This window comes from Mesorhizobium sp. M1078, from assembly GCF_040318615.1.
Taxonomy (GTDB): Bacteria; Pseudomonadota; Alphaproteobacteria; order Rhizobiales; family Rhizobiaceae; genus Mesorhizobium.
Genome location: NZ_JAMYMP010000025.1, coordinates 1 through 13,278 on the forward strand (window position 1 = coordinate 1; position 13,278 = coordinate 13,278).

Annotated in this window: 20 protein-coding genes, 2 pseudogenes and 1 riboswitch; of the genes and pseudogenes, 13 read left to right on the plus strand and 9 right to left on the minus strand. The window is 64.1% G+C overall.

Features of this window, described 5'->3' with window-relative positions; translation table 11 throughout:
- Nucleotides 1–239: 239 nt before the first annotated feature.
- A complete protein-coding gene (locus NKH38_RS24695) occupies nt 240–1,121 on the plus strand; it encodes an EamA family transporter (RefSeq protein ID WP_352763005.1) in 882 nt (293 codons plus the stop codon).
- 145 nt (nt 1,122–1,266) lie between these two features.
- Nucleotides 1,267–2,436, plus strand: coding sequence for a hypothetical protein (locus NKH38_RS24700; RefSeq protein ID WP_352763003.1), 1,170 nt, complete (start codon nt 1,267–1,269; stop codon nt 2,434–2,436).
- Between the two features lie 191 nt (nt 2,437–2,627).
- Here NKH38_RS24700 and NKH38_RS24705 read toward each other — a convergent pair whose 3' ends face one another.
- From NKH38_RS24705 to dinB, 4 genes are read right to left on the minus strand one after another with little or no spacing between them, the layout of a single operon-like run.
- Complete coding sequence (locus NKH38_RS24705; protein ID WP_023684816.1) at nt 2,628–2,726, minus strand: hypothetical protein; 99 nt, start codon at nt 2,724–2,726, stop codon at nt 2,628–2,630.
- Between the two features lie 58 nt (nt 2,727–2,784).
- Nucleotides 2,785–2,883, minus strand: coding sequence for a hypothetical protein (locus NKH38_RS24710; RefSeq protein ID WP_023670351.1), 99 nt, complete (start codon nt 2,881–2,883; stop codon nt 2,785–2,787).
- A 17-nt stretch (nt 2,884–2,900) separates the two neighbouring features.
- The gene (locus NKH38_RS24715; protein ID WP_352763000.1) at nt 2,901–3,173 is read right to left on the minus strand and encodes a hypothetical protein; all 273 of its coding nucleotides are present in this window, start codon (nt 3,171–3,173) and stop codon (nt 2,901–2,903) included.
- Entirely contained in the window at nt 3,170–4,411 is a 1,242-nt protein-coding gene (gene dinB, locus NKH38_RS24720; RefSeq protein WP_352762998.1) for a DNA polymerase IV, read from the minus strand. The genes NKH38_RS24715 and dinB overlap by 4 nt, the downstream gene beginning before the upstream one ends.
- 233 nt (nt 4,412–4,644) lie before the next feature.
- On the opposite strand from dinB, the gene NKH38_RS24725 reads away from it, so the two are divergent.
- The 3 genes from NKH38_RS24725 to NKH38_RS24735 all read left to right on the plus strand — a co-directional run bounded on the left by NKH38_RS24725 (nt 4,645) and on the right by NKH38_RS24735 (nt 5,923).
- Nucleotides 4,645–4,881 carry a hypothetical protein gene (locus tag NKH38_RS24725; protein WP_352762996.1) on the plus strand — a complete coding sequence of 79 codons (237 nt, stop codon included), beginning with the start codon at nt 4,645–4,647 and terminating at the stop codon, nt 4,879–4,881.
- A gap of 154 nt (nt 4,882–5,035) precedes the next feature.
- Nucleotides 5,036–5,443 (plus strand): heme-copper oxidase family protein, encoded by a 408-nt coding sequence (locus tag NKH38_RS24730; protein WP_023684822.1) that lies wholly within the window; start codon nt 5,036–5,038, stop codon nt 5,441–5,443.
- A 258-nt stretch (nt 5,444–5,701) separates the two neighbouring features.
- Nucleotides 5,702–5,923: a hypothetical protein gene (locus tag NKH38_RS24735; protein WP_023670355.1), complete on the plus strand. Its 222-nt coding sequence runs from the start codon at nt 5,702–5,704 to the stop codon at nt 5,921–5,923.
- Nucleotides 5,924–6,223: 300 nt separating this feature from the next.
- On the opposite strand, the pseudogene NKH38_RS33455 reads toward NKH38_RS24735, so the two are convergent.
- Both NKH38_RS33455 and NKH38_RS24745 read right to left on the minus strand, forming a co-directional pair.
- A pseudogene (locus NKH38_RS33455) lies at nt 6,224–6,358 on the minus strand (PRC-barrel domain containing protein); the annotation flags it as partial.
- A complete protein-coding gene (locus tag NKH38_RS24745; RefSeq protein ID WP_023705173.1) occupies nt 6,325–6,654 on the minus strand; it encodes a hypothetical protein in 330 nt (109 codons plus the stop codon). The pseudogene NKH38_RS33455 and the gene NKH38_RS24745, both read right to left, overlap by 34 nt.
- A gap of 160 nt (nt 6,655–6,814) precedes the next feature.
- On the opposite strand from NKH38_RS24745, the gene NKH38_RS24750 reads away from it, so the two are divergent.
- From NKH38_RS24750 to NKH38_RS24765, 4 genes are all read left to right on the plus strand, one after another.
- On the plus strand, nt 6,815–7,117 hold the full coding sequence (locus NKH38_RS24750) for a hypothetical protein (RefSeq protein WP_023684824.1): 303 nt from the start codon (nt 6,815–6,817) through the stop codon (nt 7,115–7,117).
- 341 nt (nt 7,118–7,458) lie between these two features.
- Nucleotides 7,459–7,788, plus strand: coding sequence for a DUF1236 domain-containing protein (locus tag NKH38_RS24755; protein WP_023670359.1), 330 nt, complete (start codon nt 7,459–7,461; stop codon nt 7,786–7,788).
- A 98-nt stretch (nt 7,789–7,886) separates the two neighbouring features.
- Nucleotides 7,887–8,102, plus strand: coding sequence for a hypothetical protein (locus NKH38_RS24760; RefSeq protein WP_023670360.1), 216 nt, complete (start codon nt 7,887–7,889; stop codon nt 8,100–8,102).
- A 92-nt stretch (nt 8,103–8,194) separates the two neighbouring features.
- Nucleotides 8,195–8,434, plus strand: coding sequence for a DUF2934 domain-containing protein (locus NKH38_RS24765; RefSeq protein WP_023684825.1), 240 nt, complete (start codon nt 8,195–8,197; stop codon nt 8,432–8,434).
- A gap of 156 nt (nt 8,435–8,590) precedes the next feature.
- Here the strand turns inward: NKH38_RS24765 and NKH38_RS24770 are convergent, their stop codons facing one another.
- The 3 genes and pseudogenes from NKH38_RS24770 to NKH38_RS33465 all read right to left on the minus strand — a co-directional run.
- Nucleotides 8,591–8,842 (minus strand): hypothetical protein, encoded by a 252-nt coding sequence (locus NKH38_RS24770; protein WP_023684826.1) that lies wholly within the window; start codon nt 8,840–8,842, stop codon nt 8,591–8,593.
- A 250-nt stretch (nt 8,843–9,092) separates the two neighbouring features.
- A complete protein-coding gene (locus NKH38_RS33460; RefSeq protein ID WP_502896632.1) occupies nt 9,093–9,248 on the minus strand; it encodes a hypothetical protein in 156 nt (51 codons plus the stop codon).
- Nucleotides 9,249–9,293: 45 nt separating this feature from the next.
- Nucleotides 9,294–9,441 (minus strand): annotated as a pseudogene (locus NKH38_RS33465) (GSU2403 family nucleotidyltransferase fold protein); the annotation flags it as partial.
- A gap of 244 nt (nt 9,442–9,685) precedes the next feature.
- A riboswitch (TPP riboswitch) is annotated at nt 9,686–9,798 on the plus strand.
- Between NKH38_RS33465 and NKH38_RS24780 the strand changes: the two are divergent.
- The 4 genes from NKH38_RS24780 (at nt 9,789) to NKH38_RS24795 (ending at nt 13,272) form a co-directional block, all read left to right on the plus strand.
- A complete protein-coding gene (locus NKH38_RS24780; protein WP_023705169.1) occupies nt 9,789–10,397 on the plus strand; it encodes a YkoF family thiamine/hydroxymethylpyrimidine-binding protein in 609 nt (202 codons plus the stop codon). (Overlaps the previous riboswitch by 10 nt.)
- Before the next feature lie 255 nt (nt 10,398–10,652).
- Nucleotides 10,653–11,489, plus strand: a complete 837-nt coding sequence (locus tag NKH38_RS24785; protein WP_502896631.1) for an ABC transporter permease — start codon at nt 10,653–10,655, stop codon at nt 11,487–11,489.
- A complete protein-coding gene (locus NKH38_RS24790; protein WP_352762991.1) occupies nt 11,486–12,268 on the plus strand; it encodes an ABC transporter ATP-binding protein in 783 nt (260 codons plus the stop codon). Before NKH38_RS24785 ends, NKH38_RS24790 begins: the two co-directional genes overlap by 4 nt.
- Nucleotides 12,265–13,272 carry an ABC transporter substrate-binding protein gene (locus NKH38_RS24795; protein ID WP_352762988.1) on the plus strand — a complete coding sequence of 336 codons (1,008 nt, stop codon included), beginning with the start codon at nt 12,265–12,267 and terminating at the stop codon, nt 13,270–13,272. Before NKH38_RS24790 ends, NKH38_RS24795 begins: the two co-directional genes overlap by 4 nt.
- The last annotated feature ends 6 nt before the right edge of the window (nt 13,273–13,278 follow it).

The window sequence follows — 13,278 nt, forward strand, 5'->3', positions numbered from 1 at the left end:
CCACGTAGCGTGCGATAAAACCCGGAAAGCCGCAAACCCGGGGGTGGTGAGGGCCGGCCCCCCCCCACTCCGGCGAGCTTCGCTCGACACCTCTCCCCCGATCGACGGGGGAGAGGAAATGCGTCGGCGTTCGCCTTCCACGTCTTGCCCCATCAACAGTCTGCCCGTGCTACACGACAGCCAGGCCTATTATCCATATCTCGGGCCAACGCTGCGGCGCACCGCGGGGGGGACTGGAATTGACGTCGACGCCGATTGCCGTAGCTGAAGCGAAGGCCTTGCCGATCGGCGCGTTGCTTGGCGCAATGGTGTCGATCCAGATCGGCGCCACCTTCGCCAAGGGCCTGTTTCCACTGATTGGCGCCAACGGCACCACGGCGCTGCGGCTGGTCGTGGGCGCGCTGATGCTGGCGGCGGTGCTGAGGCCGTGGCGGGTGCGGCCGTCGCGCGCCGTGCTGCCCTGGCTCATCGCCTATGGCGTCAACCTCGCGGCGCTGAACCTGCTGTTTTATGCAGCGCTCGCCAGAATCCCGCTCGGCGTCGCGGTGGCGCTCGAATTCTCCGGCCCGCTGCTCGTGGCGACGCTGTCGTCGCGGCGCGCCACCGACTTCGTCTGGGTGGTGCTGGCCGTTGCCGGCATATTGCTGTTGTCGCCCTTCATCCACTCCGGCAGTGCACTCGACCCGCTCGGCGTGATGCTGGCGCTGGCCGCCGGCTGCTGCTGGGCGCTCTACATCGTCTTTGCGCAAAAGGCGGGCGCCGAGCTTGGCAGCCAGACCACGGCTTACGGCCTGGTCATTGCCGCTGCCGTCGGCCTGCCGTTCGGCCTCGCCGAGGCGGGTACCGGCCTGATCGCACCCGCGATCCTGGTCAGCGCGCTGCTGGTCGGGCTGTTCTCCAGCGCCTTGCCGTTCTGGCTGGAGATGGTGGCGCTGACCCGGATGCCGGCCAGGCTCTACGGCACGCTGACTTGTCTGGAGCCGGCGCTGGGCGCGCTGGCCGGCTTCCTGTTCCTGCACGAAATCCTGAGCCCGCTGCAATGCGCGGGCATCGCCGCCGTGGTCGTCGCCGCCTTCGGCGCGGCGCTGACGACGAAGCCGCCGGTACCGTCGCCGGAATAGTTGCCTGAAATGGATATGTGACGCCGGTGCCGTGGTCCGCCGGTCCCGTGTCCGGTTGCTCAAGCGCCCGCAACATCGATATATGGATCGATGTATGCGCAGGAGATCCAGATGAGCAGGGCCGACAGCATTGCTTGAGCCGTCCGTGATCAAGGCAATACTCCTTGTCGGGCTCGCCGCTGTCGTTGCGGCTTTGGCCTGGCGGCTGGCGCGGTCGCGTCGCAGAGCCCGGCTTCGTGAAGATCCGGCCAACGACTACGCCGTGCGCCGCGACTGGTCGGGCAACCACGGCAAGCTCAATCATTCGTCCTTTGTCTATTTCGATGCCGATCGCGACGGCCGCTACGGGCTCGGCGACCGCCCGATGGCCGGCATCATGGTCAGACTGCATGATGGCGACGGCCGCTTCGTCGCCGCGGCGCGGAGCAATCGCGGCGGCTTTGCCAATTTCCTGGCGTCGACGAAACGTCGCGCCGCGCCCATCCATGTGCCGGGCAGCTACCGCTTCAGCGTGTCTGTGCCGCCCGGCTGGCGCTCGAGCAGCGCCAACGAGGTCCAGTCGCAGCACCTCCGGCCGCTGCCGGGCTCGCCCACCGGGCTGGTCTCGGAAGCAATGCTGCAGCCGGTCGGCCTGTTTGCGATACGCCGGCTCAGCGGCCGCGTAGCGGACGGTGCTTCGGCGAGCATCTCGGTGATGGCGAACGGGCAAGAGGTGGCAGTGCATCCGCTAAGTGATGGCTTCCGCCTCGATCTGCCCGATGACGCCGACGCGATCGAAGTCACCGGCGGTGGCATGGAACGACGACTGGCCTTGTCGGCCTACCCGACCGAGCTCGGCCTGCTGTCGCCCGAGAACGCGGCTGTCGACAGCACCGCGCCCCTGCAGTCCATCGGTTTCGACGATGTCACCACGCGCGGCCTGCGCAAGGTGCCGTCCGGTTATGCCGGGTTGACCTGGTTCAACCTGAACGCACTGGCGCGCGATCATACCGAAGGCAGCGAAGGCTACGTCAACGGCAATATTTCGGGAGACCATGTCTGCTATACGAGCAGCGGACACCCGGCCGAATTCTCGAGCGAAAAACCGTTCGGGTTCCATTCCGTGATGCTGACGGCGGCATGGTTGAAGTCCGAAGGCGAAACCGCACTGGTGGAGAGCTGGCTTGGCGACCGGCTGATCGCCAGCGACACGATCGTCCTGTCGGCACTGGCGCCCGTCCACTATGCGCCGATGCTGGCGGCGGTGACGCGCGTGGGCCTCTCCACGAGCCACTATTGGCAGCTCGTGCTCGACGATCTGGTGGTTGTGCGCTGAAGCGTGTCGGGATTAATCGGGGTGAAAGGGTTTATCGCGGATTGGAAGCACCGTTCGCGGTGACCTGCGAGAGCTTGCCTTTTTTGACCAGCACCGGTTTCAGATAGGTTTTCTTCATTTTCCACTCTCCACCTCGGGCACCCAAAGCCCTGTTCCCGGCCAGACGGCACGAGGCGTCGGATAATCGGCTGCTAGACTGCGACCGGCCCGGAGCCGTTACCATTGTCGGCTGTAACCTGCGAGAGCTTGCCCTTCTTGACCAGCACCGGCTTCGAATAGGTCTTCTTCATGCCGCATCTCCAGTGTAAGGCGGGCCGCCAGATCAGGCGAAAGTCCGACTCAACGACCTCACTCGATCGGGCCGGAACCCGCTCCATTGGCGAGCGCCGTAACCTGCGAAAGCTTGCCTTTTTTGACCAGAACAGGCTTCGAATAGGTTTTCTTCATGGTATAATCCTCCAAGGTTACGCGATAATGCCAGACGGATCGACACTGTCAACCTTCGCGGCCTCGCTGTCCCATCCCGGTTTTTCTTGGCGCCGATGCGCTAACTGCAAGTCCACCTTCATCGACAAAGCGTTGTTCTTGGGCGTGCATGGCGTGGCCGGGTTGCGGTGCGAAAAATGTCCGAAACTGCGGCGGGCCTGGCCTGGTTGGTCGGCCTGCTCAAACAGAGCGGCAATGCAGCGCGGACTGGCCCAGCCTAAACATTGGCCTTGCCGTCGCGCCGCACTCACAGTTCCTTCTCCGCCAGTTCGCGGAAGGCATCGGGAACCGAGCGCCGGGCTTCCAGCGCCACGGCGCCATAGCCGACAGCCTCTCTGCCAAAGCGCTGGCGGATCTTGTCGATGGCGCGGTCGGCGCCAAAGCGCGCCAGGCCTTGCCTGCTGCCGGCCCGCTGCTTTTCATCGGCAAGCCCGAGCGGCAGCTCCAGCTGCAGCTCGGCACTTTCTTCCAGCTGCGACACCGAGATCGCCAGCAGCGAGATGGTCTTCTCCCGAGGGTTGGCGGCCAGCACGCCGCGCACCAGCTCCCCGGCGATTTCGGCCAGCATCGCGGTTGCCGAAATCGGCTGATCGAGCGTCAGCGAGCGTGTGACAGCGTGCAGATCGGCGAAACGCACGCGCACCGTCACCGTGCGCCCGGGCCGTGATTTCGCCCTGAGCCGGCTTGCGACCCGGTCTGCCAGATGCAGCAGCACGGGTCCGAAGATACGCGCCTCGGCCGGCCGTCTGCCAAGCGCCGACTGCGCGCCGGCGGAATGCGACCGCCTGTGGGTTTCGAGCTTTCGCGGGTCGCGGTTCCATGCCAGCGACGCCAGCTTTTCGCCGGTGGCGGGCCCGAGCAACCTTCGCAGCGCCCCGCTATGCGTCTGTGCCAACTGGCCGATGGTCTCGATGCCGATCTCGGCCAGCCGCGCCTTGGTCGCCGGGCCGACGCCCCACATCAGGCCGACCGGCAGATCATGCAGGAAGGCAAGTTCGGTGTTCGGATCGACCACCACCAGGCCCTCGGGCTTGGCCACCTGCGAGGCGATCTTGGCCAGATGCTTGGTGCGCGCCACGCCGATCGAGATCGGCAGGCCGAGCTCTGCCCGGACGCGCCGACGCACCGTGGCGGCGATCTCGGCCGGCGGTCCGAACAGATGCGTGCAGCCGGCCACATCGGCAAAGGCTTCATCGATGGAAATCCGCTCGACCAGCGGCGTGAAATCGTCGAGCACCTTGATGGCGGCGTCGCCCAGCCGCTGATAGTCGGCGAAATGGCCGCCGACGAAGATCAGTCCGGGGCAAAGCTCGCGCGCGCGTCGTCCGGGCATGCCGCCGCGCACGCCGAAAGCCCTGGCTTCGTAGGAAGCGGCAAGCACGACGCCGCCGCCGACGGCGATCGGCTTGCCCCTGAGCGCCGGGTCGAGCAGCTGCTCGACCGAGGCGTAGAAGGCGTCGAGATCCGCATGCAGGATGGTGGGCTCCATCCCGACCGTTCCCTTTGCGGCGTTGCAGCATTAGCCGCGTCTGTTGTGAGAGGCGTTTTTGCCGAACAAATAGAGAACAAACAGGGCCTATTGTCAAGCGAAGCGGTTGTCGCCGGCCGGCCCGTTCCAGGTCGGGCTGTCGAGTGCTCCGCCTGGGCATCGGACCTGCGGAACATTGTCTCTCGCCTCGGCGTTCATATCCGCGACGGGACGCTGTTTTTGTGGAGGCCGGTATGGGCCAGTTCGAGATGATCGACCTCGTCAGCGTCATTGACGCCTGCACGAGCGATCGCGTTGCCGGGCACTGCGTGTCAATGGCCAGGGCGGTGGAGGAGTTGCGAGTGCTGACCGGTGATTTCGTATCGCCGGACGAGACGGTGGCCAACGCGCTGTCGGCAGTGGCGCTGGGGCGCGGCTGCGCGGTGGTGTTCGACGAGCGAGCGGGCGCCGAGATCTTGCTGACGCCGTAGCGCGGCGGCGCCGGGTTGTGGCAGCCAGAAAAGTCGAACAGCGTGCAAAAAGCTGTGCAGGCATGGCCCCATAACCGGGGCGTGGAAAAGTTCTGCGCGTGGGTGTATTCTCCAGGTCGCAAGAGGTCGCAGACCGCATAGGGGGAGAAATGACATGCCGAGGGTTTCAGAACTCTTTTTCAAAACTGCCATCTTGTTCCTGATGTTGGGGATTGCGGCCGGCCTGCAGATGGCGATCTCGGGTGACCACGCCGCTTTTCCGGCGCACGCGCATATCAATCTGCTCGGTTGGGTGACGAGCGCCATCTTCGGCGGCTACTACGCGCTCAATCCGCAAAAGGCGGCGCGTCGCATCGCCATGATCCACTACGGGCTCTACACACTCGGCCTGGTGATCATGCTGCCGGCGCTGTATGTGATGCTGCAGGGAAACCCGGCGCTTGAACCGATCGTCGCCGGCGGCTCGCTCATCGTCGCCGCTGCCGTTCTGGTTTTTGCTTTCGTGGTGTTTTCGCCCGAAACCGCGCGCTCGGTGTCCGGCGTGGTGCCGGCTTCTCGCTGACTGTTCGCGCAGCGATCAAGTCCGACCCGCGTTCGCGACCCGCGACGCGGGTTGGCCAGCCCGATGGACAGCCGCTGGTTTGCGGTGTCTACCGCCGCGTGGGCGACCATAACTGAGCCCCACACGTATTATTTCGTGACTATTTGGCGCCGGAACCTTCCCAGATATCGCGCGTTGCGGCGACTGTATTCGCGCTGCCTTATATATAGGCAGCCTTGAGTACGTCCACAGCATGGGTTGGGGGAGGAGCAGGACACCATGTCGAACAGAGAAATCGGAACGTCGGCCTCGCTGGGCCGACGCATCGCCGATCTGAAAGCCAGGATGCGAGACGCCAGCGTTACTGAACACGAGATGCAGACCTTCCAGAAGGTCGCAGCCATCATGGGAGGTGTCGAAGGCTCCCTACGCCTCGACGCCGACGACCTGATCGCGGCGTCCTTCGTCACCGAGGCGCTCGGCGATCCCGGGTCGAATTGAAGCCATGCGCCCGTCGGCACTAAGTGCCGGCGGTCGATGGGCCGTTACGCCGGTCGTCTGCGATACTGGAGCGTGTGCGCACCGCCTGCGGCGGACAATCTCTTGCGCACTTTGAAGATTTCAGGCGAGCGGCCTCAACGGCGCTTGGAACATTGGACTTCGCGTTCGTGCTCTCGGCTGCCTCGCGGCTGTCGAAGGTGTGTCGCCGTCGCCGTCCAGTCCTTGACCACAAGGGCTAAAGCAACCAAACCGCCAAGGCGCCTTAAACGAAGGATCCGACCAGCCGGATCCTTCGAAATATCAATCGCGATGCTCCGGCATCGCCTTCAGCTCATCCTTGGTCCAACTGGTGACGGCGTGGACGTCCCGGGAAACCTCTCGAAAGTCCGCGGTCGCTGCCCTTACACGTCGTCGAACGGGCCGCCGCGCCTCGCCAGGTCGTGACCAATGGCGGCTTCCTCGGCGTCGTCGGGCAAGGCATCGTCACTGTCCTGGTAGGGGTTGTCGTCATCCTCCTCGGGCAGTTCGCCTTCCTTCTCGACTCCGGTGGTGTCCGGCAGGCTTTCCTCATCTGCTCCGTCGGGCAGGACCGTTGCGCCACGCAGCGCATCCCAATCCTGCCGGCGCGGCGTCGGCGCTTCCACCTCGTCATTGGCGATCCTGTCGCGGGCATCGTTTTTGCTCGGTGGCGCCTCGACCTCGTCATTGGGTTTTCTGTTTCGTTCTTCCATGATTGCCTCCTCCGGGCGGCTTTGCGTCGAGAAGGTGGAACTCACTTCCGGCTGTCAGGTTCCGGCAACCACTCCATCTCCGTGGAACCAATTGCCGCCAGTCTGCTTTGCCAAGGACTAGTCTGCTTTGCCAAGGAGATGAATCCAGAGGAGCTGGACCATGAAGACTTTCCCCCTCATCCCATGCGTGCTGCTCTTGGCGCTGGCCGACCCGGCGGCTGCGCAGGACAATGGCGACCAGCACGGCCCTGCCGCGCCTTGCCAGGCGCAGCCTCAGGACGATGGTCAGAAGCCGCCGGTCGCCAATGGCGGCGGCGAATCGACCAGCACGCTCGGTCCCTGCGGCGGCGTGCTGCAGCCGCCGCCCAGTGGTGACCAGGGTATGACGCAGCCGCCGCCGGATCAGGGCAAGACGCCGGTGATCAAGCCTGGCGAGGTGCCTGCGCAGCCGCCGAAGCAATGACCTTTGCTTGAAACTTCACGGCGTGGCACGAAGGCGGTCGGTTCCGGTCTTGGCCGGGCGACGCGGTCACCGGATCAATGCCGGCGCCGGCCGCGATCGCCACCGGAATTGGAGCCATGCATCATCCATGTCGAAGGTCTCCTGAGGGATTGTGCTTCAATGCGAATCTTGCGGGTGCGGGTTCTGCTGGCATGACCGGGAAGCCGATCAATTTAGTCTCCGCTTGCGGAACAAGACCGTACCGGCTGCGTTTGCCTCCAGGAGCCCGCCACCTCGATCTGCGCTGTTTTCGCCTCATGCGGGAACACGGCGGAGCTCGCCAACAACGACAGGAGACGAAGATGAAAACCATCCTTATTCCCGCCGTCGCCGGGCTCGCCATGATCGCTGGTATCGGCATTGCCGCCGCCGACGAGGTCATCGTCACGCAGCCGGCACAGCAGCAGGTGATCATCACCCCGGAACAGCGCACGGTCGTGCACCAGTACGTAAAGAAACATCCGCTTGCCTCGGTCAATCTGCTCGGCGTCGAATTGAATGTCGGCACTGCCTTGCCTGACACTGTCGAGCTGCAGGAGGTTCCCGACGTTCAGTACAGATACGCCGTCGTCGACAACCATACCGTGTTGGTCGACCCCAGCACGCGCAGGATTGTCGAGGTGGTCGAGTAACGCTCGACAACCTAACCATTCATCGGTGATACGGCCCTGTCGTTCTTCCCAAAAGGGCGGCAGGGCCGAATGACGAACATGATGAAAGGAGAATTGCCATGTTGCCGCATGTCGAGACCCCGAACTCCGCCAATGTTGCGGCGTGTTGCGACAAGTTGCTGGCCGAGCGCAACACGGCGCTGTTATCGATGAAGGAAGCGATCGCGCTCCTGCGGGAGCGCACCGGCACCGATCGTTCGGATGCCGACCTCGCGGGGCTGATCGTCAAGAAAGCGGCGCTGCTCGGCGTTGCGGTGATTTCCGACCCGCGCTGAGATGTCTCGTCACTCAAGACGCCGGCCGAATTTTCGGCTAATGTTTTCGTGGAATCTGGACCAACCGACCGGACCCAACCACGGAGGCTTAAGTGACGGACGACAAACAGGACCGCATTCGCCAGCGCGCGCACGAGATCTGGGAAAAGGCCGGCCGGCCTGAAGGCGCGCATCAGGAACACTGGGAGCAGGCCACGGCTGAAGTCGATGGCGCGGTCGCCAAGCCCAAAAAGGCGGCGAAGAAAGCTGACGCCAAGCCCGCCAAGGCAGCCGCCAAGCCAAAGGCCGCGAAGCCTGCCGCCGCAAAGTCCGGCAAAGCCAAATCGAAATAAGGCCAGAAATAAGGCCAGTCGAAATAAAGCAAGGCCGGAATTCGCTGGCCGGGTCATCCTTGGCGCCCGCCGTTCAGGCGCGCCCGAGCCTCTCAACCTGACGAATTGCGCCTGCGACGGGCAGCGCAATTCCTTGTGTTTGGCGACAGCCGCCCCTCATGCCTCCCAGGCATAACTCGACAGCGCAAAGCGAATGCCGGCAGCTGTCATGGCCAGTTCGCATTCGGTGATCTGGCGCAGGTGGCGCAGATAGCGCGTTACAGTCTGTGGCAGCCAGCCGGCGCAGGCCTCGACATAGGCGCGGCTGTGAACAAGGGTGCCGGTCGACAGCCTCTCGTCCTTCTCGGCAACGACTTTCAGATATTGGCGGATGAAGCGGATGTCGTCGGCGATGTCCTGGCTGGCCATTCGCCAGGCCCCGCCGAGGCGTTCGCACTGATCGAATGACAAGGGCAACAAAGGGGGCGGCAATAAAGGCGGCGGCAACGACGGAGATGACGGCAAAGGACGAGAGAGATCGGCGAAGGCAACATGGTTCGCTGTGCTCAAGGACATTCCTCTCTGCGAAAAGAGATATCGTACTTTATGTACGAATAAGCGTCAAGCCAATTTCGTACAGTTGGGACGATGACAATGAATATAGCAGCGGTCGCTTCAGCTAATCACGCATCGTGAATCCTTCAGGACTCGCACCAATTTCGCGGAGGGATTTTCCCAGGATGGTGTTGACTGTTTCCCTCGTGTCGGCGTCGAACAGGTTCAGGCCGCGCCGGATCGTCTCGCGCCAGTTTTCGCCCTTGTCCCACGCTTCCATTAAGGCGAAGGCAAGGTCGTCCTGGCGACGTGTGGCTTCGAGCGCTTGGGTCAGCAGGCGCGCTTGATGGAGATCCTTCTCCCGCTTGGCGCCAGCGCTCGGCCCGCGTCGCGAGGCGACGATCAGCTTGTGGATGGCGTAGCGCTGGGGCGAGGGTGACCAGCACAGGCAAGCCCGAGCGATGCAGGAGCACAGTCCGGATGGGGTCGCGGATAAGGAAATCCAGAAACCGTAAGGGCTGCGCGGGGTCTCTGCCGTTTTCTTATAATTACGTTTATCAGCTTGAATTTCAACGCAGTTATAAGAAGTTCGTGGAAACCTTATAACGCAACGAGTCGTCTGTTAACGCCCGGGCGCCCGGCACGTCTGGCCCAAAACACTTTCCCGCAGTGCCTCAACAAACGGCTTCCCCAATGCCGCGAACGGTGCTTTAACCCGCTCATCCACAGGGGTGCTCCGTATGGTCGGGGCTGAGATGAGGGCGGCAAGCCTTCGGACCCTAAAGCTGATCTGGATAATACCAGCGGAGCGAGGCGGGCGATGTTTTCAGGCGCACAGATTTCCCTTTATCCCATGACCGACGATTTCGTCGGCGTCATCCTCGGCGCGCTCGGCGCGCTCGATCCCTGGCGCGACCGGCTGCGGATCGAAACCGATGACATCTCGACCCTTACGGTCGGGCCGCCCGAGGTGCTGTTTCCCGCAATGCGCGACCTGTTCGTGGCGGCGGCCAAAAGCGGCAAGCACTGCGTGCTTTCGGCGGCGGTCTCGCGCGGCTGTCCGGGTGAGCCCGACGATCCGATCTGCCGCTCCGACGAGACCGGCGGCCCCGCCATTCCGCTGGACGAGCGCAAGATCGCCGCGATCCGCGCTGTCCAGGCCACGCCGTCGACCGGCCAGCCGGTGGCAGCGCAGTTCTCGCTCTACGTTATGGGCACGGGCGACCATATGGACGAGATCTACGGCTGCATCGATTTCCTGAAACAGTCCGGCGTCTTTGAGCGCTCAAAGAACTTCTGCACCAAATTGCGTGGCGATGCCGGTGCCGTGTTTGCCACGCTCAACGAGGCCTTCTGCCGCTTCGGCCCCGGCGCCGGCCACGTCACCCTCGACATCACGATCTCGGCGAACAGCCCGAGCGCCGTCTGAGCCGCGGCTCAAGCGTCGTTCCTTGAGGATATTGCCGTGGCTGGTTTATCTGACCCATTGCGTGGAGGAGATGCCTCTGACCCCTCAGCACAAAGAGGAGGGGAGCCATTGGCGATTGGCGAAGACCGCGATGCCCACGAATCTCCCCCCTCGAGCGGGAGATGGCTGGCAGGCCAGAGGGGGGCCCAGCGCGTGGAGCGCCGACGTCCTTTTCGCATCGGCAAGGCGTGGGCGCCCAATGCGAGACGACCCCTTCTGTCGCCTTCGGCGACATCTCCCCCTCGAGGGGGGAGATTAGCCGCCGGCATCGCCAAGACCATCCCCGCCGCCTTCGCCTTCGCCCTGCTCCTCGCAGCCTGGGAGCTCTACGCCCGCTATGGCGACGCTGCCCCCATCATGCTGCCGGCGCCGTCGCGCGTGCTGCAGCAGGCCTGGGAGCATCGCGCCGCCCTGGCCGACAACACGCTGCCCACCATCCGCGCCACATCAGCCGGCTTCGCCTGCTCGTTGGTCGCTGCCTTCGTGTTTTCGGCGCTGGTCGATTTCTTGGCCCCGCTGCGCCGCGCGCTGTTTCCGCTGCTGATCGTCAGCCAGACCTTGCCGCTGGTCGCGATCGCGCCGCTCATCGTGCTGTGGTTCGGCTTCGGGCTGATGCCAAAGATCCTGCTTGTGGCGCTCGTCACCTTCTTCCCGATGATGGTCGCGCTGGTCGAAGGTTTTGCTGCGAGCAGCAAGGAGATTTCGCAGATGCTCGCCGCCATGGGGGCAGGGCGCTGGCGTATCTTCTGGCTGGCGCGCCTGCCTTCGGCGCTGCCCTATTTCTTCGCCGGGCTGCGCATCTCCATCACCTACGCCGTGGTCGGCGCGATCTTCGCCGAATATGCGGGGGCGGCGAAGGGGCTGGGCATCTACATGCTCAATGCCAAGAACAACTTTCGGCCCGATCTGGTGCTCGCCGCGGTCGCCGTCAGCGCCGCGCTCACGCTTGTCTTGTTCGCCATTGCGGTGCTCGTCCAGCGCTTCGCCATGCCTTGGGAGAATGCAGGGAGCGAAAGCCGCGACGTCAGATCTTCGGGAGACAGCAGCCAATGACACGGCTTGAACTCCGCGACATCAGCAAAAGCTTCGGCGCGCTTGAGGTGCTCGACGGCATTTCGCTGCACGTCGCGGCCGGCGAGTTCGTCTCCATCCTCGGCCCTTCCGGCGCCGGCAAGTCGACGCTGTTCCAGTTGCTGACCGGCGCTCTGAAGGGCGAGGGCGACATGCGCTTCGACGGCGCGCCATTGCAGGGCAGCCCCTTCGCCTTCATGCCGCAGCGCGACGCGCTGATGCCGTGGCGACGCGTCATCGACAATGTGACGCTGGGGCTGGAAGTGCAGGGTCTTGGCCGCAAGGCGGCGCGCGAACGCGTCGCGCCGTTGTTTGCCGAGTTCGGCCTTGCCGGCTTCGAGCGCGCCTGGCCGGCGGAACTTTCCGGCGGCATGCGCCAGCGCGCCGCCCTTTTGCGCACCGTGGTGCAGCAGCGCGACATGCTGCTGCTCGACGAGCCCTTTGGCGCGCTGGATGCACTGACCCGCGCGGGTATGCAGCGCTGGCTGGAAGGCATGTGGCAGCGCCACCGCTGGACCGCGCTGCTGATCACCCATGACGTGCGCGAAGCCGTCTACCTCTCCGATCGAATCTATCTGATGTCGGCGCGGCCGGCCCGCATCATCGGCGAGATTGCCGTGCCGCTGCCGCGCCCGCGCACCACCGGCAGCGATGCCGCGCGCCAGGCCGCCGCGCTCGAACCCGACATCCTCGACACGCTGCTCAATCCCGGGACTGACCGGCCCTCGTTCCCGCAGACCGCTCAAAGGAGTTTTTCATGACCGAATTCACACGCCGGCAGGCTTTGCTGCTGACGCTGGCTGCCGGACTGCCGCTTGCCTCTCGCGCTCATGCGGCTACGCAAAAAATCACCGTCGCGCTCGACTGGACGGTCAACACCAACCATGTCGGCCTGTTCGTTGCCCGCGACAAAGGGTTTTACGGCGAGGCTGGGCTCGATGTTGAGATCCTGCCCTATGGCGATACCGGCGCCGGCACGCTGGTCGCCAACCGCATCGCCGATTTCGGCATTGCCGGCGTCGGCCTGTTCACCCAGCGGGCTGCCGGCGCCGATCTCAAGGCGGTCTACGCCGTGGTCCAGCAGGAGACCGGACAGCTGGTCTTCAACGCGGACCGTAGTGAGATCAAAGGCCCGAAAAACCTTGACGGCCTGACCTATGGCGGCTTCGGCAGCGCTTGGGAAAACACGCTGATCTCGACCATCATCCGCCACGATGGCGGCAAGGGCGTTTTCGAGACGGTGACATTAGGCACCTCGGCCTATGAGGCGCTGGCCAACGGCTCGGTCGACTTCACGCTGGAGGTCTCGACCTGGGAAGGCGTCGATGCCGAACTGAAAGGCGTCAGGCAGCGCAGCTTCCGCTACGCCGACTACGGCGTGCCCGACGAGCACACCACCTTGATCGCCTCCAGCAATGCATATCTCCAGGCAAACCCGAAGGCCGCATCGGCCTTCGTCGAGGCAACGCGGCGCGGCTACCAATTTGCCTGCGATCACCCGCAGGAAGCCGGCGATCTGCTGATCGCTTCCAACAGGGATGCGCTGACCGACCCGGCGCTGATCCACGCTTCGCTGAAAATGCTGGTCGACGGACACTTCTTGCGCAGCCAGGACGGCGTCATCGGCACCATCGACAGGGCCAAGATCGAGGCGATCGGAACCTACCTCTTCAGGGCCGGCATATTGCTCGATGGCGATGGCAAGGTTCTGAAGGAGAAGCCGGATTTTGGAGCGTATTTCACGAACGAGTTTTTGGGCGCGTAATCTCCC

Excerpts from the sequence above, each read along its gene's own strand:
- NKH38_RS24750 (WP_023684824.1), top strand. The coding sequence starts at position 6,815 with ATGAAGACTTTCCCCCTCATCCCATGCGTGCTGCTCTTGGCGCTGGCC.
- NKH38_RS24725 (WP_352762996.1), top strand. The coding sequence starts at position 4,645 with ATGGGCCAGTTCGAGATGATCGACCTCGTCAGCGTCATTGACGCCTGC.
- NKH38_RS24780 (WP_023705169.1), top strand. The coding sequence starts at position 9,789 with ATGTTTTCAGGCGCACAGATTTCCCTTTATCCCATGACCGACGATTTC.
- NKH38_RS24760 (WP_023670360.1), top strand. The coding sequence starts at position 7,887 with ATGTTGCCGCATGTCGAGACCCCGAACTCCGCCAATGTTGCGGCGTGT.
- dinB (WP_352762998.1), bottom strand. The coding sequence starts at position 4,411 with ATGGAGCCCACCATCCTGCATGCGGATCTCGACGCCTTCTACGCCTCG.
- NKH38_RS24705 (WP_023684816.1), bottom strand. The coding sequence starts at position 2,726 with ATGAAGAAGACCTATTCGAAGCCGGTGCTGGTCAAGAAGGGCAAGCTC.
- NKH38_RS24795 (WP_352762988.1), top strand. The coding sequence starts at position 12,265 with ATGACCGAATTCACACGCCGGCAGGCTTTGCTGCTGACGCTGGCTGCC.
- NKH38_RS24790 (WP_352762991.1), top strand. The coding sequence starts at position 11,486 with ATGACACGGCTTGAACTCCGCGACATCAGCAAAAGCTTCGGCGCGCTT.
- NKH38_RS24730 (WP_023684822.1), top strand. The coding sequence starts at position 5,036 with ATGCCGAGGGTTTCAGAACTCTTTTTCAAAACTGCCATCTTGTTCCTG.
- NKH38_RS33460 (WP_502896632.1), bottom strand. The coding sequence starts at position 9,248 with ATGGAAGCGTGGGACAAGGGCGAAAACTGGCGCGAGACGATCCGGCGC.
- NKH38_RS24745 (WP_023705173.1), bottom strand. The coding sequence starts at position 6,654 with ATGGAAGAACGAAACAGAAAACCCAATGACGAGGTCGAGGCGCCACCG.
- NKH38_RS24755 (WP_023670359.1), top strand. The coding sequence starts at position 7,459 with ATGAAAACCATCCTTATTCCCGCCGTCGCCGGGCTCGCCATGATCGCT.
- NKH38_RS24770 (WP_023684826.1), bottom strand. The coding sequence starts at position 8,842 with ATGGCCAGCCAGGACATCGCCGACGACATCCGCTTCATCCGCCAATAT.
- NKH38_RS24735 (WP_023670355.1), top strand. The coding sequence starts at position 5,702 with ATGTCGAACAGAGAAATCGGAACGTCGGCCTCGCTGGGCCGACGCATC.
- NKH38_RS24710 (WP_023670351.1), bottom strand. The coding sequence starts at position 2,883 with ATGAAGAAAACCTATTCGAAGCCTGTTCTGGTCAAAAAAGGCAAGCTT.